Source organism: Kitasatospora sp. NBC_01300, from assembly GCF_041435235.1.
Taxonomy (GTDB): domain Bacteria; phylum Actinomycetota; class Actinomycetes; order Streptomycetales; family Streptomycetaceae; genus Kitasatospora.
On sequence record NZ_CP108408.1, the window covers coordinates 796,551 to 815,988 of the forward strand.

The following is a 19,438-nucleotide window of genomic DNA, read 5'->3' on the forward strand; positions in this document are numbered from 1 at the left end:
GGCCAGGGACTGACCCGCGGGGAACTAGGCAGCCCCGAAGGGCAGTTCCAGCTCCGCCCAGACCACCTTGCCGTCCCTGGTCAGCCGGCTTCCCCAGCGCTGGGCCAGCTCGCTGACCAGGAACATGCCGCGCCCGCCCTCGTCCTGCTCGGCGAAGGGGCGCAGCTGCGGGGCCGCCCCGCCGGCGTCGGAGACCTCCAGGGTGAGCACCCGGTCGCGGAACAGCCGCAGCCGCCGCGGGGCCCCGGCGTGCAGCAGGGCGTTCGTGACCAGCTCGCTGACCAGCAGTTCGGCGTAGTCGGAGAGCGCGGTCAGGCCCCAGGCGTCCAGGGTGGCGCGGGTGAAGCGGCGGGCCTGGCCGGGCAGCCGGCCGCCGCCGGTGAGCGGGAGGGTGGCGATCCGGTCGGCGGGCAGCGGCAGCACCCGCGCCATGATCATCGCGATGTCGTCCTCGGTGCCGTCGGTGACGAGGGCGCCGAGGACGGCGTCGCAGTTCTCCTCCAGGGTGCGGCCGGGCCCGGCGAGGGTGTCGGCCAGCAGGTCGATGCCGTCGTCGAGGTCCTGGCCGCGCCGCTCGACCAGGCCGTCGGTGTAGAGGGTGACCATGCCGCCCTCGGGCAGGGTGAACTCGATCGACTCGAAGGCCACCCCGCCGACGCCCAGCGGCACGCCGGGCGGCACCTCGACCCGGCTGGTGGTGCCGTCGGGGGCGACCTTGACCGGCGGCAGGTGGCCGGCCGAGGCGATCTGGACGGTGCGCTCCAGCGGGTCGTAGACGGCGCAGATGCAGGTGGCGAACTGGCCCTCGCCGATGCCCGAGGCGGTCTCGTCCAGGCGTGTCAGGACCTGCTCGGGCGGCATGTCGAGGGTGGCGAGCGTGCGGGCGACGGTGCGCAGCTGGCCCATGGTGGCGGCGGCCCGGATGCCGTGGCCCATCACGTCGCCGACCACCAGGGCGACCCGGCCGCAGGACAGCGGCACGACGTCGAACCAGTCGCCGCCGACCTCGCTGACCACGCTGCTGGGCAGGTAGCGGTAGGCGATCTCCAGGCCCAGGGTGCGGTGGATCTCCTGCGGCAGCAGGCTGCGCTGGAGGGTGAGCGCCGTCTCCCGCTCGCGCCGGTAGAGCCGGGCGTTGTCGATGGCCAGCGCGGTGCGGGCGACCAGTTCCTCGGCGAGCGCCACGTCGGCGTCGCTGAACGGCTCGGAGTTGCGCATCCGGATGAACTCGGAGCCGCCGAGCACCATGCCCCGGGCGGTGAGCGGCACCATCAGGTACGAGTGGATGCCCGCCGCGATGCCGGGCTCGACCCGGTCCTCGCTGGAGACCAGGCCGCGCAGCACCTCGGCGTCCACATGGGCGCGCAGCAGGGGGCGGCCGCTGCGCAGGCACTGGGTGTAGCTGCGGTCGGGGGCGTACTCGGAGGTCTCGCCGACGGTGTCGACGGCGTGCGCGAGGCCCGACTCGTAGGACTCGCCGACCGCGACGGCGCGCAGGGTGACCGTCCGGTCGGAGGGGATGGGGGTGGGTTCGGCGCCGCGCAGCACCGGTTCCAGCAGGTCGACGGTGGCGAAGTCGGCGAACCGGGGGACGACGGCCTCGATCAGCTCCTCGGCGGTGCGCTGGAGGTCGAGGGTGGTGCCGATCCGGGCCGTCGCCTCGGCGATGGTGGCGAGCCGCTCCTGGGCGCGGGCGGCGCGGGCCTCGGCCTGGAAGCGCTCGGTGACGTCGATGATCGAGGAGCAGACGCCGAAGACCCGGCCGGTGGAGTCCTCCAGCCGGAAGTAGGAGGCGGACCAGGCGCGGTCGCGCTTCGGGTCCCCGGGCACCCGGCCGTGGGAGCGGGCGTCCACCACGGGCTTGCCGCTCCTGAGCACCTGCCGCATGGTCTGCTCGATCTCGACGCTGTTGATGCCGGGCAGCACCGCGGGTATCCGGCGGCCGAGGTGGGCGGCGACGGGGACGCCGTTCATCCGGGCGAGCGCCTCGTTGAGCCGGACGTAGCGCAGCTCGGTGTCGTAGACGGCCATGCCGATCGGCGAGCGGTCGAAGACGCCGTCGAGGACGGCGAGGTCGGCCTCGACGGCCTGGAGGGCGCGGATGTCGGAGGCGGTGGCGAGCAGCAGCAGGGTGCCGGCCGGGCCGGCGATCGGGTAGGTGCGGAACTCCAGGTCGACCTTGTGGCCGTCGCGGTGGCGGACCGGGAAGACGCCGGACCAGCCGGTGGAGCCGCCCATGATGTGGGCGAACAGGGACAGCACCTCGGGGCGGTCGGTGCCGTCGGTGAGCAGTTGGGCGGCGTAGCTGCCGACGGCCTCCTCGGCGGAGTAGCCGAGCAGCGCCTCGGCGTCCTCGCTCCAGTGCAGGATCAGGCCGTCGCCCTGGAGCAGGGCCGTCGCGAGCGGGACGAGTCGGTGGCCTTCGGGGCGTACGGGGGTGCCGCCCGGTGCGGGGCCGGCGGCGGAGGTCACGTCCCACTCGTTTCCGTGCATGATCAGGCAGCACCCCGGTTCGGCTCGTGCCCGGCCGGGGGCCTCACGGTCCGTGCCGGCCGGGATTCTTCTCCAGACTGCACGGACATCGGCCGCCCGGCGACCCCTTGGTCAGGGGTCATCCGGCCGCTCCGGTAGTACGGAAGTCATGGGCGTACCGGCCGCAGCGTACTCTCCAGAACGCCGGTCCACTGCCGGATCACCCCGGATCGTCGGACGCTGTCGTCGGTGAGCAGGTTGGCCAGGCCCAGCCCGCGGGCGAGGTCGAGGGTGGCCTGCACGGACTCGCGTACGCCGGGGCGGGCCTCGTCGGCGTCCAGGAACTCGACGGCGGCCCGGTGGGCCTCCCGGCCGACGTGCCCCTCCAGGGCGATGATCCGCTCGCGCAGCGGCTCCTCGGTGGCGGCGGCCGTCCACAGGTGCAGGGCGGCGCGGAACAGCGGGCCGGTGTAGAGGCGCACGATCATGTCGACGACGGCCCGGGTGCGGTCGGGGCCGGCGGCCGGCAGCTCGTCCGTGTGGGCGCGGACGGCGGCCAGCCGCTCGGCGGTGACGTGTTCGACGGCGGCGGTGAACAGGTCCTCGCGGGTCGGGAAGTGGTGCTGGGCGGCGCCCCGGGACACTCCGGCGCGCTCGGCGACCACGGTGACGGTGGAGCCGTGCCAGCCGAGCTCGGCCAGGCAGTCCACGGCCGCCGCGAGCAGCCGGGCGCGGGTGGCGCGGCTGCGGTCCTGCTGGGGGGTGCGGGCGGCGGGGTGGCTGGTCATGGCTGGCGGCGGTTCCTGTTCCGGTGGGGGCTCGGCGGGCCGGTCGTGCCCGGCGGGCCCGCTACGGTCGGCGGGCCCGCCGTGCTCGGCGGGTCGATCCTCACAGACGGGCGCCGGTCTTCGGCCGCCGGGGGCCCGGCCGCTCAGCGGGAGGCCTCGGGGGCGGTGGGTGCGGCGGCCGCGGTCGCCGACGCACGGCGCGAGGCCTCGCGGGCCCGCAGCTCGCGGCGGAGGATCTTGCCGGCCGCGGACTTGGGGACGGCCTCGACGAACTCCACCGCGCGGACCTTCTTGTACGGGGCCACCAGCCCGGCCACGAAGCCGGTGACGTCCTCCGCGCTCAGGCCGCTGCCCGGCGCACGGACCACGAAGGCCTTGGGGCACTCGGTGCCGTCGGCGTCCGGGACGCCGATCACGGCGGCGTCGACGATCTGCGGGTGGCCGAGCAACACGGCCTCCAGTTCGGCCGGGGCCACCTGGTGGCCCTTGTACTTGATCAGCTCCTTCACCCGGTCGACGATGTACAGGTACCCCCGGTCATCCACGAAGCCGACGTCGCCGGTGTGCAGCCAGCCCTCGGCGTCGACCACCGCGGCGGTGTCGGAGGGGCGGCCGAAGTACCCCTTCATCACCTGCGGGCCCCGGATCAGCAGCTCGCCCGGCTCGCCGGGCCCGAGGTCCTCGCCGGCGCCGTCCAGGGCGGTGACCCGCAGCTCGGTGGACGGGATCAGCCGCCCCACCGAGCCGGGCGAGGGGTCGCTCTCCAGCGGGGAGACCACATGGGTGACCGGGGACAGCTCGGTCATGCCGTAGCCCTGGAGCAGGTGCGGCAGGCCCAGGCGGCGGGCGCAGGCGGCGGCGAGCTCCGGATCCAGCGGGGCGGCCGCGCACAGCAGGTACTCGACCGAGGAGAAGTCGAAGCGGTCCACGACCGGGTGCCTGGCCAGGGCGAGCGCGATCGGCGGGGCGACCACCAGCGCCTGCACCCGCTGCTCCTCGATGGTGCGGCAGAACTGCTCCAGGTCGAAGCGGGGCAGCACCACCACGGTGGCGCCGCAGCGCAGCGGCTGGTTGAGCAGCGCGGTCAGGCCGTAGATGTGGAAGAAGGGCAGCACGGCGAGCACCCGCTCGCCCACGGCGGGCCGGTAGAGGGCGTCGCACTGGGCCAGGTTGGTGGCGATCGAGCGGTGGGTGAGCATCACCCCCTTGGGCAGTCCGGTGGTGCCACTGGAGTAGGGCAGCACCGCGACGTCCCGGCCCGGGTCGATGGTGATCCCGGGGGCGGGGCCGGTGGTGGCCAGCAGGTCGGCGAGCGAGCGGTGGCCCTCGGCGCCGTCCAGGACGAGGATCTCGGCCAGTGGGCCGCCCTGCTCGGCGAGCAGGGCGGCGGCCTTGCGGGCGGTCGGCAGGAGTGGGGAGACGGTCACCAGCCAGCGGGCGCCGCTGTCGCCGAGCTGCCCGGCCAGGTCGGCGGGCGTGGCCATCGAGGACACCGTGGTCACGGTGGCGCCGGCCCGGGTGGCGCCGTAGAAGGCCGTCGGGTAGCCGAGCGTGTTGGGGCTGAACAGGGCCACCACGTCGCCCTGGCACACCCCGGCCTCGGCCAGTCCGGCGGCCACCCGCTCGACGCCGGCGGCGAGCCGCGCGTAGCTGACGCGCTCCCCGGTGACGCCGTCGATCAGGGCCGGCTCGTCACCGTACGCCGCCGCGCCGCCGAGCACCGCGTCATGGATCGGCAGGTCCACCGTCGGCACGTCCGGGAATTCGCTGCGGAACACCAAAGTAAGCCTCCAGGAAGGTAGTTGACGCATCGACTGGCGCGGCGAAAGGTCGACCGAGGGTACGAACAGGAGCATACGGACCATGACGTCCGCCACTGCAAAGTTCGCCGAGAAGTCCCTCTGGTGACCCACCGGAGGCGCGCCCGGTGCGTCTGGTGGGTGCAGCGGGTCCGGTGGGTCCGGTGGGTCCGGCAGGTGCTTGCGGTGCGCCCTGGACGGAGGCGGACTAGTAGGACTTCGGGAGGCCCAGGGTGTGCTGGGCGACGAAGTTGAGCACCATCTCGCGGCTGACCGGGGCGACCCGGCCGACCCGGGTGGCGGCCAGCAGCGCGCCCAGCCCGTACTCCTGGGTGAGGCCGTTGCCGCCCAGCGTCTGCACCGCCTGGTCGACGGTGCGGGCGGCGGCCTCGCCGGCCGCGTACTTGGCCATGTTGGCGGCCTCCCCGGCGGCCAGGTCCTCCCCCGCGTCGTAGAGCAGCCCGGCCTTCTGGGTCATCAGCCGGGCCAGCTCGATCTCCACCGCGCACTGGGCCAGCGGGTGGGCCAGGCCCTGGTGGGCGCCGATCGGGGTGGACCAGACGGTACGGGTCTTCGCGTACTCGACGGCCTTGCCGAGGGCCTGGCGGGCCAGGCCGAGGGAGAACGCGGCGGTCAGCACGCGCTCGGGGTTGAGGCCCGCGAACAGCTGCAGCAGGCCTGCGTCCTCGTCGCCGACCAGGGCGTCGGCGGGCAGCCGGACGTCGTCCAGGAAGACCTGGAACTGCTTCTCGGGGGCGACGAGTTCCATCGGTATCGCCCGGTACTCGAAGCCGGCGGCGTCGCGCGGGACGATGAACAGACAGGGCTTGAGCCTGCCGGTCCGAGCGTCCTCGGTGCGGGCGACGAACAGCACGGCGTCGCAGTGGTCGATGCCGGAGACGAACACCTTGCGGCCGGTCAGCAGCCAGTCCTCGCCGTCCCGGCGCGCGACGGTGGAGATCCGGTGCGCGTTGGAGCCGGCGTCCGGCTCGGTGATGCCGAAGGCCATCTTGCGGCTGCCGTCGGCGAGTCCGGGCAGCCAGCGCTGCTTCTGCTCCTCGGTGCCGAAGCGGGCGATCACGGTGCCGCAGATCGCCGGGGAGACGATGAGCAGCAGCAGCGGGCAGCCGGCCGTGCCCAACTCCTCCAGCACGATGGCCAGATCGGTGATGCCGCCGCCCCCGCCGCCGTACTCGGCGGGCAGGTTCACGCCGAGGTAGCCGGCCTTGCCGGCGTCCGCCCACAGCTCGTCGGCGGGCTCGCCGGCCCGGGCCTTGGCCATGTAGTAGGCGGAGCCGTAGCGGCGGCCGAGGTCGCCGACGGCCTGGCGCAGGGCCCGGCGTTCGGGGGTCTCGATGAGCTGACTGCCGATGGTGGACATGCGGGGTCCTTCCTCAGGCTTCTGCGGCGGGCTGGACGGCGGCTGTTGCGGTGGGCTCGGTGGCGGGCTCGGCGGTGAGCCCGGCCTCGGGCTCGGCGGTGAGCCCGGCCTCGGGCTGCACGACGGCGAGCAGGGTGCCGAGCTCGACCTGAAGGCCGGGGGCGGCGCGGAGTTCGACCAGGACACCGTCGGCGGGGGCGGTGACGCGGTGCTCCATCTTCATCGCCTCCAGGACGAGCAGCGGCTGACCGGCGGTGACGGTGTCGCCGACGGCGGCGGTGGTGCGCACGACGGTGCCGGGCATCGGGGCGAGCAGCGCGCCCGGGTCCACCCGGGCGGCGGGGTCCGGGAAGCGCGGCAGGGCGGTGAGCGCGATGCCGCCGTTCGGGGTGTCGACGTACACCCGGTCGCCGTAGCGCGCGACGCGGTGGCCGCGCCGGACGGCGCCCTCGCGCAGCGTGACCTGCTCGGGCGAGGCGTCCAACAGCTCCGTCTGCGGGTGGTCGTCGGCCCGCAGGCCGTCCCGGGTGAGGCGGTAGCGGACCTCCAACTCGGCGCCTTCGTCGGTGCGGTAGCGCTTGGACTGCGGCTGCGAGGGCAGGTTGCGCCAGCCCGACGGCAGTGCGCCGTGCGGGCCGGTGCGCCGGGCGGCGGCGTCGGCGAGGGCGGCGGCCAGGGCGGCGCGCGCGGTCTCCTTGCCGTCCGGGGCGGTGAGTTCGGCCGCGTGCTCGGCCAGGAAGCCGGTGTGCAGGCGTTCGGCCAGGAAGGCCGGGTGCCGCAGCGCCCGGACCAGCAACTCCCGGTTGGTGGCGGGCCCGTGGACCCTGGCGCGGGCGAGCGCGTCGGCCAGCCGGCGGGCGGCGGCGGCGCGGGTCGGCGCCCAGGCGATCACCTTGGCGAGCATCGCGTCGTAGTGCGGGGTGATCTCGTCGCCGGCCGCCACGCCGGAGTCCAGCCGGACGCCCCGGCCGCCGAACTCCTGGTACGGCACGGTGAGTTCGAGCCGGTGCAGGGTGCCGGTGGCGGGCTGCCAGTCCTTCGCCGGGTCCTCCGCGTACAGCCGGGCCTCGATCGCGCAGCCGGTGGCGGGCGGCGGGACCGGCCCGGGCAGCCGCGCCCCCTCGGCGACGGCGAGTTGGAGCGCCACCAGGTCCAGGCCGGTGACCGCCTCGGTGACCGGGTGCTCGACCTGGAGGCGGGTGTTCATCTCCAGGAAGTGGAACCGTCCGTCCTCGCCGAGCATGAACTCGGCCGTACCGGCACCGGTGTAGCCGATCGCCCGGGCGGCGCTGACGGCCGCCGCGTGCAGCCCGGCGCGCACCGCCTCGGGCAGGCCGGGGGCCGGGGCCTCCTCGATCACCTTCTGGTGCCGGCGCTGGAGCGAGCAGTCCCGGTCGCCGACCGCCCAGACCGTGCCGTGCGCGTCGGCCAGCAGCTGGACCTCGACGTGCCGCCCGGCGGGCAGGTAGCGCTCGCAGAACACCTCGTCCGAGCCGAAGGCCTTCGCCGCCTCGGCGCGGGCGGCGGCCAGTTCGCCGGGGAGCTCCGCGAGCGTGCGCACCACCCGCATGCCGCGTCCGCCGCCGCCCGCCGCCGCCTTGACGAGGAGCGGCAGGTCGGCCTCGGTGGGGTCGGTCAGGGCGTCCAGCACGGGCACCCCGGCCGCGGCCATCAGTCGCTTGGCGGCCGTCTTGGAGCCCATCGCGGCGATCGCGGCCGGCGGCGGGCCGACCCAGACCAGCCCGGCGTCCAGCACGGCCTGCGCGAACCCGGCGTCCTCCGACAGGAATCCGTACCCGGGGTGGACGGCGTCCGCGCCCGCCGCCAGCGCGGCGCGGACGATCAGGTCGGCGCGCAGGTAGGTGTCGGCGGGCGCGGCGCCGGGCAGCCGCACGGCCGCGTCGGCCTCACGGACGTGCGCGGCCCCGGCGTCCGGGTCGGAGTGGACGGCGGTGGTCGCGACGCCCAGGGCCCGGCAGGTGCGGAAGACCCGGCGGGCGATCTCGCCACGGTTGGCGACCAGCAGGTTGGTGATCATGTCTCGGGTGCCCCTCACAGCTCCGCCTCGCGGCTCGGTCTCGCGGCTCGGTCTCGCGGCTCGGTCGAACAGCTCGGTCTCGCGACTCCGTCTCACATCCGGAAGACGCCGTAGCCGCGCGCGCCCTCGACCGGCGCGTTGTGGATCGCGGACAGGCACAAGCCGAGCACCGTACGGGTGTCGCGCGGGTCGATCACGCCGTCGTCGTACAGCCGCCCGGACAGGAAGACCGGCAGCGACTCCGCCTCGATCTGCTGCTCGACCATGGCGCGGATCGCCGCGTCCGCGTCCTCGTCGTACGGCTGCCCCTTCGCGGCGGCCGACTGCCGGGCGACGATCGACAGCACCCCGGCGAGCTGCTGCGGGCCCATCACCGCGGACTTGGCGCTCGGCCAGGCGAACAGGAAGCGCGGCTCGTACGCCCGCCCGCACATGCCGTAGTGGCCGGCGCCGTAGGACGCGCCGATCAGCACCGACAGGTGCGGCACCCGGGAGTTGGCGACGGCGTTGATCATCATCGCGCCGTGTTTGATGATGCCGCCCTGCTCGTACGCCCGGCCGACCATGTAGCCGGTGGTGTTGTGCAGGAACAGCAGCGGGATGTCCCGCTGGTTCGCCAACTGGATGAACTGGGCGGCCTTCTGGGACTCCGCGCTGAACAGCACGCCCTGCGCGTTGGCCAGCACGCCGACCGGGTAGCCGTGCAGCCGGGCCCAGCCGGTGGCCAGGCTGGTGCCGTAGAGCGGCTTGAACTCGTCGAAGTCGGAGCCGTCGACGATCCGGGCGATCACCTCGCGCGGGTCGAAGGGCACCTTGAGGTCGCCCGGGACGATGCCCAGCAGCTCCTCCTCGTCGTACTTCGGCGGCTCGGCGAGCCGGTCCGGCGACGGGCCCGGCTTGCGGTGGTCCAGCCGGGCGACGATCCGGCGGGCCAGCCGCAGCGCGTCCGCCTCGTCCGCCGCGAAGTGGTCGGCCAGGCCGGAGGTGCGGGCGTGCATCTCGGCGCCGCCGAGCGACTCGTCGTCGGCCTCCTCGCCGGTGGCCATCCTGACCAGCGGCGGGCCGCCGAGGAACACCTTGGCGCGCTCCCTGACCAGCACGGTGTGGTCCGACATGCCGGGCACGTAGGCGCCGCCGGCCGTCGAATTGCCGAACACCACGGCCACGGTGGGGATTCCGGCGGCGGAGAGCCGGGTGAGGTCGCGGAACAGCGCGCCGCCGGGGATGAAGATCTCCTTCTGGCTGGGCAGGTCGGCGCCGCCGGACTCGACCAGGTTCACCACCGGGAGGCGGTTGTCGAACGCGATCTCGTTGGCGCGCAGGGCCTTGCGCAGCGTCCACGGGTTGCTGGCGCCACCGCGCACGGTCGGGTCGTTGGCGGTGATCAGGCACTCCACGCCCTCGATCACGCCGATGCCGGTGACCAGCGCCGCGCCCACCGGGTAGTCGCTGCCCCAGGCGGCCAGCGGCGACAGCTCCAGGAACGGCGAGTCCGGGTCGACCAGCAGCTCGATCCGCTCGCGCGCCAGCAGCTTGCCGCGGGCGCGGTGGCGGTCCACGTACTTGGGGCCGCCACCGGCCAGCGCCTTGGCGTGCTCGGCGTCCAGCCCGGCGAGCTTGGCGAGCATCGCGGCCCGGTACTCGGCGTACTCGGGCCCGGCCAGGTCGACGCGAGTGGGCAGCACGGTCACAGCAGGGCCTCCGGGATGTCGAGGTGGCGGGAGCGCAGCCACTCCCCGAGCGCCTTGGCCTGCGGGTCGAAGCGGTGCTGGGCGGCGACGCCCTCGCCGAGCAGGCCGGTGAGGGTGAAGTTGACCGCGCGCAGGTTCGGGAGCAGGTGCCGGGTGACGGGCAAGTCGGCGGTCTCGGGCAGGAGTTCGCGCAGCTTGTCGACGGTGAGGGTGTGGGCGAGCCAGCGCCAGCCCGCCTCGGAGCGGGCCCAGACGCCGAGGTTGGCGTCGCCGCCCTTGTCGCCGCTGCGGGCGCCGGCCACCAGGCCGAGCGGGGCGCGGCGGGTCGGGCCGGCGGGGGGTGCTGCGGGGAGCGCTGCGGGGATTTCTGCGGGGGTTGCGTCGGGGAGTGCCGGCTCGTCGGAGGTCTCGGCCGGCCGGCCCGTCACCGGGGCCGGCGGGACGGCGAGCCGGCGGCCGTCCGGCAGTACGGCGGTGTGCTCGACGGCCTCGGCGTCGACGTAGGCGGCGGCGAACACCCCGTACGGCGCGCCGGGGCCGGGCGGCGCGGTGAGGTGGAAGCCCGGGTAGCCGGCCAACCCCAACTCCACGGCGGCCTTGCCCAGTTCACGCCCGACCTTGGCCTGGTCCGGGTCGCGGGCGGTGAGCCGGAGCAGGGCGGAGGCGGCCTCCTCGGTGCCGGCGTCCGGGTGATCGGTCCGGGCGAGCGTCCAACGCAGCTCGGCGGGCCGGGCGGCGGGCGGCAGGGCGTCCAGGAACTGCCGCCGCACCAGGTCGGCCTTGGCCTCGATGTCGAGGCCGGTGAGGACGAACACCACCTCGTTGCGGTGGCCGCCGAGCCGGTTCAGGCCCACCTTCAACGTGGGCGGCGGCGCCTCGCCGCGCACCCCGTCGATCCGGACCCGGTCCGGCCCGTCCTCGGCGAGCCGCACGGTGTCCAGCCGGGCGGTGACGTCCGGGCCCAGGTAGCGCGCTCCGCCCGTCTCGTACAGGAGTTGGGCGGTGACGGTGCCCACGGTGACGGCGCCGCCGGTGCCCGGGTGCTTGGTGATCACGCTGGAGCCGTCGGCATGCAGTTCGGCGATCGGGAAGCCCGGGCGGGTGACGTCGTGCTCGCGGAAGAACGCATAGTTCCCGCCCGTCGCCTGGGCGCCGCACTCCAGCACGTGCCCGGCGACCACCGCCCCGGCGAGGGCGTCGAAGTCCGCCGCCGTCCAGCCGAAGTGGGCGATCGCGGGCCCGGCGACCAGCGCCGCGTCGGTGACCCGCCCGGTGACCACCACCTCGGCGCCCGCGGCCAGGCAGGCCGCCACCCCGAAGCCGCCGAGGTAGGCGTTCGCGGCCAACAGGCCTTCGGGCAAGCCGAGTTCGTTCCTGCGCGGCAGCAGGTCGTCCCCCTCGACGTGGGCGACGGCCACCGTGAGGCCCTGGCGCTGCGCCAGGTTCCGCAGTTCGGCGGCGAGCCGGGCCGGGTTCAGCCCGCCCGCGTTCACCACGATCCTCACCCCGCGCTCCTGCGCCAGGCCGAGGCACTCCTCCATCTGCCGCAGGAACGTCCGCGCATAGCCGAGGGACGGGTCCTTCAGGCGGTCCCGGGCCAGGATGAGCATGGTCAGCTCCGCCAGGTAGTCCCCGGTGAGCACGTCCAGCGGCCCGCCGGTGAGCATCTCCCGCACCGCCGCGAAGCGGTCCCCGTAGAACCCCGAGGCGTTGCCGATCCGCAGTACCGAGCGTTCGCGCGCCAAAGCGCCTCCCCTGCCGACGGGTTGGCGACGCCCCCACACGAGCGCCGCCGGGCAGCAGCGTGGCACCGGGCGCGAAAAAAAGCAATCACGCCTGCTTGTTTCGAGCCGGTGGCCGCACTCGACAGGGCCTCGTACGGCCCGATTCTCCGAAACCCGACTGACACCGGCTCCTCGGTGCGACACGATGTCCGTCCGTCGTACTGGCGAGTGAAAGGCAGTCCGCATGCCGCATCCCGCACCGCGACCGACTCCCGACTCGACCCACCTGCTCACCGCGGAACTGGTGGTGGACATGGCCGCCCCCGTGGCGCCGGCCATCTCGCCGGACGGCCGCCTGGTCGCCTACGGCGTGGTCGCGAACAGTGGCAGGGACGGACGGCCGCACAGCTCGGTCTGGGTCGCCGCCGCCGACGGCAGCGCGGCCCCGCGCAGGCTGACCGACGGCACGGCCCGCGCCGCCGCCGCGAAGTGGGCGCCGGACTCGGCTTCCCTGTTTCTCACCTCCGACCGCGAGGAGCGGGGCACCGCCCAACTCCAGCGGATCCTTCTGGACGGCAGCGGGGACAGCGCCGAGGCAGAGCCCCTGACCAGCCGGCGCGGGGGCATCGGCGACCACTACCCGCTCGCCGACGGCCGCACCGTCGCGCTGCTCGCCGAGGACGAGCCCACCGCGGAGGACGAACGCCGGGAGGCCGAGGGTGACGACGCGTGGGTCTGGGGCCGGCACCTCCCCGTCACCCGGCTGCGCCTGCTCGACCTGGCGACCGGCGTGGTCCGCACCGTGGACGGCCTCGGCGACCGCCATGTCGTGGAGGTGGCCCAGCGTCCGGACGGCGGCCCGCTGGCCGTGCTGAGCTGGGCCACCCCCGAGCTCGACCCCGGCGTCACGACGGCAGCACTGCACCTGGTCGCCCCGGAGACGGGGGCCGTCCAGGACCTGGGACCGGTCGGATTCGAGGCCCGGTCCCCCGTCTGGTGGCACCACGACGGCGAATGGCATCTGGCCCACCTGGCGGTGACCCCCGGGCACTTGGTCGGCGCGCTCGCCGTGATCGACACCGTGCCGCCGGCGACCGGCCCGGCCGTCGAGCAGCGCGATCTCACGGTCGGCATGTCCGTCTGCCCCACCGAGTTGGTGCAGGTCGCCGACGGGCCGCCGCTGGCGCTGTTCGCCGACGGGCTGGACACCGCGCTGTACCGGCTCGATCCGCGGTCGCTGCGGTTCCGCCGACTGTCCCGCGCGCCCGACACGCCAGGCACGTTCGGCACGCCAGGCACGTTCGGCACGCCAGGCACGTTCGGCACGCCCGGCACACTCGCCGGGCTCACTGCGAGTCGCTCCGGAGACACCCTCGCCGTGCTGCTGAGCACCGCGCGCGAGCCCAGGAACGTCCACGCGGGCCCCACGGGCGGGCCACTGCTCCGGCTCAGCGACACCAGCCCCGAACTGCGCCGGATCCGCTGGGGTGTCCAGGAACGGCTCGGCTACCAGGCGTCCGACGGACTCCAGTTGGACGGCCTGCTGATCCTGCCCGTCGGCCGGACTCGGGACGAGGGCCCGTTCCCGCTCGTCACCCTGGTCCACGGCGGCCCTTACTTCCGCCATGCCGACGAGTTCACGCTCACCATGGTCGACTGCGGCCAGTGGCTGGCGACCGCCGGATACGCGGTCTTCCTGGCCAATCCCCGGGGCGGGTCGGGCCACGGCCATGAGTTCGCCGCCGTGGTGGCGGGCGCGGTGGGCGGCGACGAGTGGACCGACATCCTCGCCGGGATCGACCTGCTGGTCGCCGAGGGAGTCGCCGATCCCGAACGCCTGGGCATCTCCGGCTGGAGCCACGGCGGCTTCCTGGCGGCCTGGGCCATCGGCCGGACCGGGCGGTTCAAGGCCGCCGTGATGGGCGCGGGCATCACCGACTGGGGCATGCAGGCCGGGACCGGCGAGTGGGGAGTCATGGACGCGGCGCTCGGCGGCAGCACCGGCTGGAACGGGCCGGGACCGCACCTCCACGACCGGAACAGCCCGATCTCCTACGCGTCCCGGATCCGCACCCCGGTCCTGATCCTGCACGGCGAGCAGGACACCAACGTCCCCCTCGGCCAGGCCGTCCACTTCCATCGCGCACTGCGCCACTTCGGCGTCGAGCACGAGTTCGTCGTCTACCCCCGAGAGGGCCACGGGCTGAACGAACGCGCCCATCAACTCGACGCCCTCCGGCGCATCCGTGCCTGGTACGACCGCTGGCTGTAGGCCCGTACCGGGGAGGGCGTCGAGTCGTGATCGACGAGTGGTGGAACCCGGGCAGGATCAGCGGTGCTTGAACTCCTCGATGGCCGCCCGGACGGTCTCCTTCATCTCCTCGCTGCCGATGTGCCCCGAGTCCTCGGAGATGTGCAGCCGCGCGCCCGGCCACGCCTTCGCCAGCTCCCAGGCCGTCTGCACCGGGCAGCCCATGTCGTGCCGGCCGTGCACCAGCACCGCCGGGATCCCGGCCAGTTTGTGGGCGTTGCGCAGCAGTTGGTCCTCCTCCAGCCAGGCGCCGTTGCTGAAGAAGTGGGCGCAGATCCGGACGAACGCGATCTGCTCGTCGACCTCCCGGGCGCTGTACATGCCGGGCGAGCCGTTGGGCTCGTTCGAGATGACCGCGTCCTCCCAGGCCAGCCAGCCGGCGGCGGCCTTCGCCCGGACCTCCCGGTCGGGGTTCTCCATCAGCCGCGCGTAGGCGGCGAGCAGATCGCCGTCCCGCTCGTCCTCGGGCACGCCCTCGCGGAACCGGTCCCACGCCTCGGGGTAGAAGGACCCGGCGCCCCGGTAGAGCCAGTCGGTCTCGGCCGGGCGGGTCGTCGTCACCGCCTGGATGATGATCTCGCTGACCCGCTCGGGGTGCTGCTGCGCGTAGGCCAGCAGGAGGGTCGAACCCCAGGACGCGCCGTTCAGCAACCACCGCTCGATGCCGAGGTGTTCGCGCAGCCGCTCCATGTCGTCGATCAGGTGCTGCGTGGTGTTCAGGCCCATGTCCGCCGCCGGGTCGCTGGCGTGCGGGGTGCTGCGGCCGCAGTTGCGCTGGTCGAAGCGGATCACGCGGTAGCAGTCCGGGTCCCACGCCCGGGTGGGCCGGTCCGGCGTCCCCGCGCCGGGGCCGCCGTGGACGTACAGGACGGGCTTGCCCTCGGGGTTGCCGAGCTGCTCGTAGTAGACCCGGTTGCCGTCTCCGGTGTCGAGGAAACCGTGGCCGTAGGGACTCGTCGGAGGATAGAGATCAACCATGACCGTCGATCCTAGGGCGCGGGCGCGCTCGGGGCCCGCGGTTTTCCGCCCAACCTGCGGCACGGGAAGGGCCGTTCGGGGAGTCAGGCAGTTCGGGGAGTTCGGGCAGTTCCGGCAGTTCGGGCAGTTCGGGGAGTGGCCCCCACTGCCGCAGTCGCCTTCGCCGGCGGTGGTCACCGCCGGCGAAGGCAGCATGGCTACAGGTCAGGGCCTGATGCAGACCGGTCAGGGCTTGATCCGCACCACCTGCGGGTCGTGGTCGCTGGCCTGCTGGGCGAACTCGGCGTTGATGTGCACCACGTCGTACTTGGCGTAGCCGACCTCGGGGCTGACCAGGATGTGGTCCAGCACCTGCGAGTTGCCCTGGTAGACGTACGAGTACTGCTCGGTCTCCGGCAGTTCGTTCACCAGGTCGCGCAGCACGCCGTCCTTGGTGAGCGCGGCCAGCGCGGGCGAGAACTGGTAGTCGTTGAAGTCGCCGAGCGAGACGACGCGCGCCTCCTTGTCGGCGGCCAGCAGCTTGGCGACGAAGGCCTGCTCGACGGTGGCCTGCTTGATCCGCTGCACCTCGGAGCTGCGGGTGGGGGCCTGGAAGCGGCTGTCGATGCCCTGGTCGCCGCCCTTGCTGTTGAAGTGGTTGGCGATGACGAAGACCTTCTTGCCGCGGAAGGAGAACTGCCCGACCAACGGCTTGCGGCTGTTGGTCCACGCGTCGTCGGTCGGGGCGATCCGGCCGGGCGAGGCGGTCAGCGCGGTGGTGGCGCCGCTGCCGGCGACGTCCACGGCGCTGGTGGCGGTGCCGCCGGGGATGTCGGTGAAGGAGACCCGCTGCGGGTTGAACAGGAACACCTGCCGGATGTTGCCGCCCGGCTCGCCGCCGTCCTTGCCGTCCTGCGGGTCGATCGAGCGCCAGTCGTACGCCGGGCCGCCGGCCGCCTTGATCGCGGCGATGAACTTGGCGACGGTCTGGCCGGCGTCGACCGTGCCGTCGTTCTTGGCGCCGTTGTTGTCCTGGATCTCCTCCAGGGCGACGATGTCGGGCGAGCGCAGGTTGGTGACGATGCCCTGGGCCAGCTCGGCGAACTTGGCGTCCGGGTTGCCGGGGGCCAGGTTCTCCACGTTGTACGTGGCGATGGCGAGTTCGCGGTCGGCCGCCTTGGCGGTGACCTCGCGCTGGAGGTGGTTGTCCTGGAGCGTGCCCAGGGTGCCGGCGACGAGGGTGTAGCCGCCGAACTGGTTGTAGTCCAGCGGGCCGGTGGTGGTGCCGGTCAGCACGTCGCCCACGTTGGCCACCGGGAACGGCTGCTGCGGGGTGACCGCCGCCTGCTGCTGCACCATCAGGCGGCCCACGTTGGGCTCCGCGTACGACTCGTACAGCACGCCGCCGCGCTTGCTGCGCTGGTCCTGCCGGTCGGCGGCGACCCACAGCTCGTTGTACTTGTCCGTCGCCTGTATCACCCGGACGTCCTTGACCTGGACGAGCATGCCCTCCAGCGACTCGTAGAAGTCCAGGGTGTACTTCTCCGGGTTGAGCGGCAGCGCGTCGATGCTGCCGCCCGCGGGCACCGGCGGGGCGTAGGTGCCGGGGATGTTGCGGGTGTCCACGACCACCGGGGCCGGCAGCGGGTTGCCGGAGGACAGCACGGTGACGGCGGGGCCGGTGAGCTCGGTGACGGACTGCGAGCCGCCCGCGAAGTTCGGGTAGTACTCGGTGACCTTGCCGCTGACCAGGACCGAGTCGCCGGCCTTCACGGTCGGGTTGCCGCCGGTGTAGACGAAGATGCCCTCGCTGGTGGCCGGGTCGGCGTCGGGGTTCGGGTCCTGCATCCAGAAGCCCTTGGCGCTGCCGTAGGCGCGCACGCCGGTGACGACGCCGGGCACGCCGGTGACGGGCTTCCCGGCCTGCGGGGAGATCCGGGTGGTGCCCTGGATGTCGTGGATGCGCAGCGGTCCGGCCTCGGTCGGCCCGGCCGGGGCAGCGGCGTTCGCAACGGCGGGCGCGGCGTTCGCGGCCGGCAGCGGGACGAGCACCAGCGAGGCGGCCAGTCCGGCCGGGAGGATCGCGGCGCGCAGCAGGGCCCGGCGGGGGCGGGGAGCGGGGGCGGTGGACACCGGGGCATGACTCCTAGCTCCGCCGTGCGGCACGGTCGTGGCACGGCGGTCGAGGGTGGAGCGGGGCACAGGGGCGCGTCGTCCACCCGGCGGGTCTGCGGCCGCCGGGCCGTGACGCATGGTCAGGCGGCGTGCCCATGGCACGCGCTACCCGCGTAGATGAAGCGGAAGCCGGTCACCCGCCCCCCGCAGCGCCCCCAAGATACGCGCGTAGAAAATGACGCGACAAGACCCCGTCAGTGAACTTCTGGTTCCGCTCCGGCCCCTTGCGCCTACCCCGCTCCCCTCGGCCCGCCTCGACGGCCCCTCAGCCCGCCTCGATCCGCTCCACGATCAGCTCGCACAGCTCGTGGGTGCGCAGGGCGTCGTGCGCGTCCAGGGTCTTGCCCGCCCGGACGGCGTCCAGGAAGGACTGGACGCACTGCTCGATGCCGCGCTGACGGGCGACGGGCACCCAGTCGCCGCGCCGGCGGACGGTGGGCTGGCCGCGGTGGTCGATCACCTCGGCGAGGTTGTGCACCGCCCGCTTGGAGTCGCCGCCGGAGACCTCCAGGATCTCCTCCGTCGAGCCGGAGAGCCGGTTCATGATGCCGAGCGCCGTGAAGCCGTCCCCGCCGAGGGTCAGGACGACGTGCTCGACCAGCCCGTCCCGGACGCGGGCGCGGACGTCGACGTGCTCGATCTCGCCGGGGGCCAGGAAGCGCAGGGTGTCGACGACGTGGATGAAGTCGTCGAACACCAGGGAGCGGGCGGCCTCGGCGAGGCCCTCGCGGTTCTTCTGCAGGACGATCAGGTCGCGGGGGCGCTCCTTGGCCTGGGCGTAGCCGGGCGCGTACCGGCGGTTGAAGCCGACCATCAGCGAGCGGCCCGTCCGGTCGGCGAGGTCGACGAGCCGGCGGGCACCGTCCACGGTGCAGTCGAGCGGCTTGTCGACGTAGACGTCGACACCGGCCGTCAGCAGCTGCTCCACGATCGGGACGTGCTGACTGGTCGCGGCGTGCACGAACGCCGCCCGGATCCCGCTCCCGATCAACTCCCCGAGATCGGTGAAGCGATTCTCCGACGCAATCCGGTACGCGTCACCGATCCGGTCCAGCTTCGCCCCGTCCCTGGTCATCAACCGCAGGTCCAGCGCCGGCAGCGCGCCCAGGACCGGCAGATAGGCCTTCTGCGCGATGTCACCGAGGCCGATCACCCCGACCGGGAGAAGGTCGTCGGAAACAAAGGTCGAGCTCATACGAATCTCCATACTCATGCGCCGAAAACCATCCGCCCCACCCTATTCACCAGCTCCCGTACACCACCAACCCGTCGCCGACGCCCCCACGGAGCGGCCCGACAACAGATCCCCCCTCATGACAAGGGACGCCCCTGGCGGCCCGGAGGCTCACCGGATCCGACCGGTCCCGGCATCGACGGTGCGGCCGCCCGACTCGGGGTATCACCACCCGTGGCGCCTGTCCTCGGGCCGACGCCAGTCAACGGGGAACGCGACGTGAAGCCAGGTGATCCATGGCTACGGACGATCCGAGCAGGCCGGGTGGCTTCAACGAAGGCGCTCTCGGGTTCGCGGGGGTCGGCGAGGTACTGGGTCCGGCAGGTGACGGCGGCCTCGACGGCCCGAGGGTGCGGTCGCGCGATCTCCACCGTCGTGGGATCGTCTGAGGTAGCAGTCGTGGATCCGAAGTACCGCAACACCTGCAGTCGGAGGACCAGGGCGATCACCTCAACCCCAGGGGTGCGCACCAGCGCGTATCTCGTTCCCCGACCAGGGAGCAGCACATGGCCACCGGCACCGTGAAGTGGTTCAACGCCGAGAAGGGCTTCGGTTTCATCGAGCAGGACGGCGGCGGCCCCGACGTCTTCGCCCACTACTCGAACATCGACTCACAGGGCTTCCGTGAGCTCCAGGAGGGCCAGAAGGTGAGCTTCGACATCACCCAGGGCCCGAAGGGCCCCCAGGCCGAGCACATCCGCCCCGCCTGACCTTGGCAGCACGACGCCCCGTACCTGCCCGGTGCGGGGCGTTGTCGTAGGAGTCCGTGGACCCGCGGGGAGCCGTAGGTCGCATCGGACTCGGAGTGGATGCGCCGGATGCGCTCGGTGAGCCCGGTGAGCCCGGTGAGCCCGGTGAGCTCGGGGCG

Annotated in this window: 12 protein-coding genes; 2 read left to right on the forward strand and 10 right to left on the reverse strand. The window is 73.6% G+C overall.

Translation table 11 applies throughout. The annotated features are described in order from the left end of the window. Positions 1 to 24: 24 nt before the first annotated feature. The 7 genes from OG556_RS03525 to OG556_RS03555 form a co-directional block, all read right to left on the reverse strand. Positions 25 to 2,493 (reverse strand): SpoIIE family protein phosphatase, encoded by a 2,469-nt coding sequence (locus OG556_RS03525; RefSeq protein WP_371515796.1) that lies wholly within the window; start codon positions 2,491 to 2,493, stop codon positions 25 to 27. A gap of 146 nt (positions 2,494 to 2,639) precedes the next feature. Then, positions 2,640 to 3,260 (reverse strand): TetR/AcrR family transcriptional regulator, encoded by a 621-nt coding sequence (locus OG556_RS03530; protein WP_371515797.1) that lies wholly within the window; start codon positions 3,258 to 3,260, stop codon positions 2,640 to 2,642. Between the two features lie 143 nt (positions 3,261 to 3,403). After that, positions 3,404 to 5,041, reverse strand: a complete 1,638-nt coding sequence (locus tag OG556_RS03535; protein ID WP_371515798.1) for an AMP-binding protein — start codon at positions 5,039 to 5,041, stop codon at positions 3,404 to 3,406. A gap of 226 nt (positions 5,042 to 5,267) precedes the next feature. After that, entirely contained in the window at positions 5,268 to 6,440 is a 1,173-nt protein-coding gene (locus OG556_RS03540) for an acyl-CoA dehydrogenase family protein (protein WP_371515799.1), read from the reverse strand. Positions 6,441 to 6,453: 13 nt separating this feature from the next. Next, positions 6,454 to 8,478, reverse strand: a complete 2,025-nt coding sequence (locus tag OG556_RS03545; RefSeq protein ID WP_371515800.1) for a biotin carboxylase N-terminal domain-containing protein — start codon at positions 8,476 to 8,478, stop codon at positions 6,454 to 6,456. A gap of 92 nt (positions 8,479 to 8,570) precedes the next feature. Next, entirely contained in the window at positions 8,571 to 10,169 is a 1,599-nt protein-coding gene (locus tag OG556_RS03550; protein ID WP_371515801.1) for an acyl-CoA carboxylase subunit beta, read from the reverse strand. Next, entirely contained in the window at positions 10,166 to 11,836 is a 1,671-nt protein-coding gene (locus tag OG556_RS03555; RefSeq protein ID WP_371522550.1) for an acyclic terpene utilization AtuA family protein, read from the reverse strand. Before OG556_RS03555 ends, OG556_RS03550 begins: the two co-directional genes overlap by 4 nt. 301 nt (positions 11,837 to 12,137) lie before the next feature. Between OG556_RS03555 and OG556_RS03560 the strand changes: the two genes are divergently transcribed. Then, positions 12,138 to 14,165: a prolyl oligopeptidase family serine peptidase gene (locus tag OG556_RS03560; RefSeq protein ID WP_371515802.1), complete on the forward strand. Its 2,028-nt coding sequence runs from the start codon at positions 12,138 to 12,140 to the stop codon at positions 14,163 to 14,165. Positions 14,166 to 14,222: 57 nt separating this feature from the next. On the opposite strand, the gene pip is transcribed toward OG556_RS03560, so the two are convergent. The 3 genes from pip to OG556_RS03575 all read right to left on the reverse strand — a co-directional run bounded on the left by pip (position 14,223) and on the right by OG556_RS03575 (position 18,531). Beyond that, the gene (gene pip, locus OG556_RS03565) at positions 14,223 to 15,182 is read right to left on the reverse strand and encodes a prolyl aminopeptidase (protein WP_371515803.1); all 960 of its coding nucleotides are present in this window, start codon (positions 15,180 to 15,182) and stop codon (positions 14,223 to 14,225) included. Positions 15,183 to 15,407: 225 nt separating this feature from the next. Continuing rightward, positions 15,408 to 17,414 carry an endonuclease/exonuclease/phosphatase family protein gene (locus tag OG556_RS03570; RefSeq protein ID WP_371522552.1) on the reverse strand — a complete coding sequence of 669 codons (2,007 nt, stop codon included), beginning with the start codon at positions 17,412 to 17,414 and terminating at the stop codon, positions 15,408 to 15,410. A gap of 187 nt (positions 17,415 to 17,601) precedes the next feature. After that, positions 17,602 to 18,531 carry a Gfo/Idh/MocA family protein gene (locus OG556_RS03575; RefSeq protein ID WP_371515804.1) on the reverse strand — a complete coding sequence of 310 codons (930 nt, stop codon included), beginning with the start codon at positions 18,529 to 18,531 and terminating at the stop codon, positions 17,602 to 17,604. A gap of 545 nt (positions 18,532 to 19,076) precedes the next feature. Between OG556_RS03575 and OG556_RS03580 the strand changes: the two genes are divergently transcribed. Then, positions 19,077 to 19,280, forward strand: coding sequence for a cold-shock protein (locus tag OG556_RS03580; RefSeq protein WP_371515805.1), 204 nt, complete (start codon positions 19,077 to 19,079; stop codon positions 19,278 to 19,280). The last annotated feature ends 158 nt before the right edge of the window (positions 19,281 to 19,438 follow it).

What these genes read in the sequence shown, in the direction of transcription:
- OG556_RS03525 (WP_371515796.1), bottom strand. Translation starts at nt 2,493, where the DNA reads ATGCACGGAAACGAGTGGGACGTGACCTCCGCCGCCGGCCCCGCACCG.
- OG556_RS03530 (WP_371515797.1), bottom strand. Translation starts at nt 3,260, where the DNA reads ATGACCAGCCACCCCGCCGCCCGCACCCCCCAGCAGGACCGCAGCCGC.
- OG556_RS03540 (WP_371515799.1), bottom strand. Translation starts at nt 6,440, where the DNA reads ATGTCCACCATCGGCAGTCAGCTCATCGAGACCCCCGAACGCCGGGCC.
- OG556_RS03545 (WP_371515800.1), bottom strand. Translation starts at nt 8,478, where the DNA reads ATGATCACCAACCTGCTGGTCGCCAACCGTGGCGAGATCGCCCGCCGG.
- OG556_RS03555 (WP_371522550.1), bottom strand. Translation starts at nt 11,836, where the DNA reads ATGCTCACCGGCGGGCCGCTGGACGTGCTCACCGGGGACTACCTGGCG.
- OG556_RS03560 (WP_371515802.1), top strand. Translation starts at nt 12,138, where the DNA reads ATGCCGCATCCCGCACCGCGACCGACTCCCGACTCGACCCACCTGCTC.
- pip (WP_371515803.1), bottom strand. Translation starts at nt 15,182, where the DNA reads ATGGTTGATCTCTATCCTCCGACGAGTCCCTACGGCCACGGTTTCCTC.
- OG556_RS03570 (WP_371522552.1), bottom strand. Translation starts at nt 17,414, where the DNA reads ATGCGTCACGGCCCGGCGGCCGCAGACCCGCCGGGTGGACGACGCGCC.
- OG556_RS03575 (WP_371515804.1), bottom strand. Translation starts at nt 18,531, where the DNA reads ATGAGCTCGACCTTTGTTTCCGACGACCTTCTCCCGGTCGGGGTGATC.
- OG556_RS03580 (WP_371515805.1), top strand. Translation starts at nt 19,077, where the DNA reads ATGGCCACCGGCACCGTGAAGTGGTTCAACGCCGAGAAGGGCTTCGGT.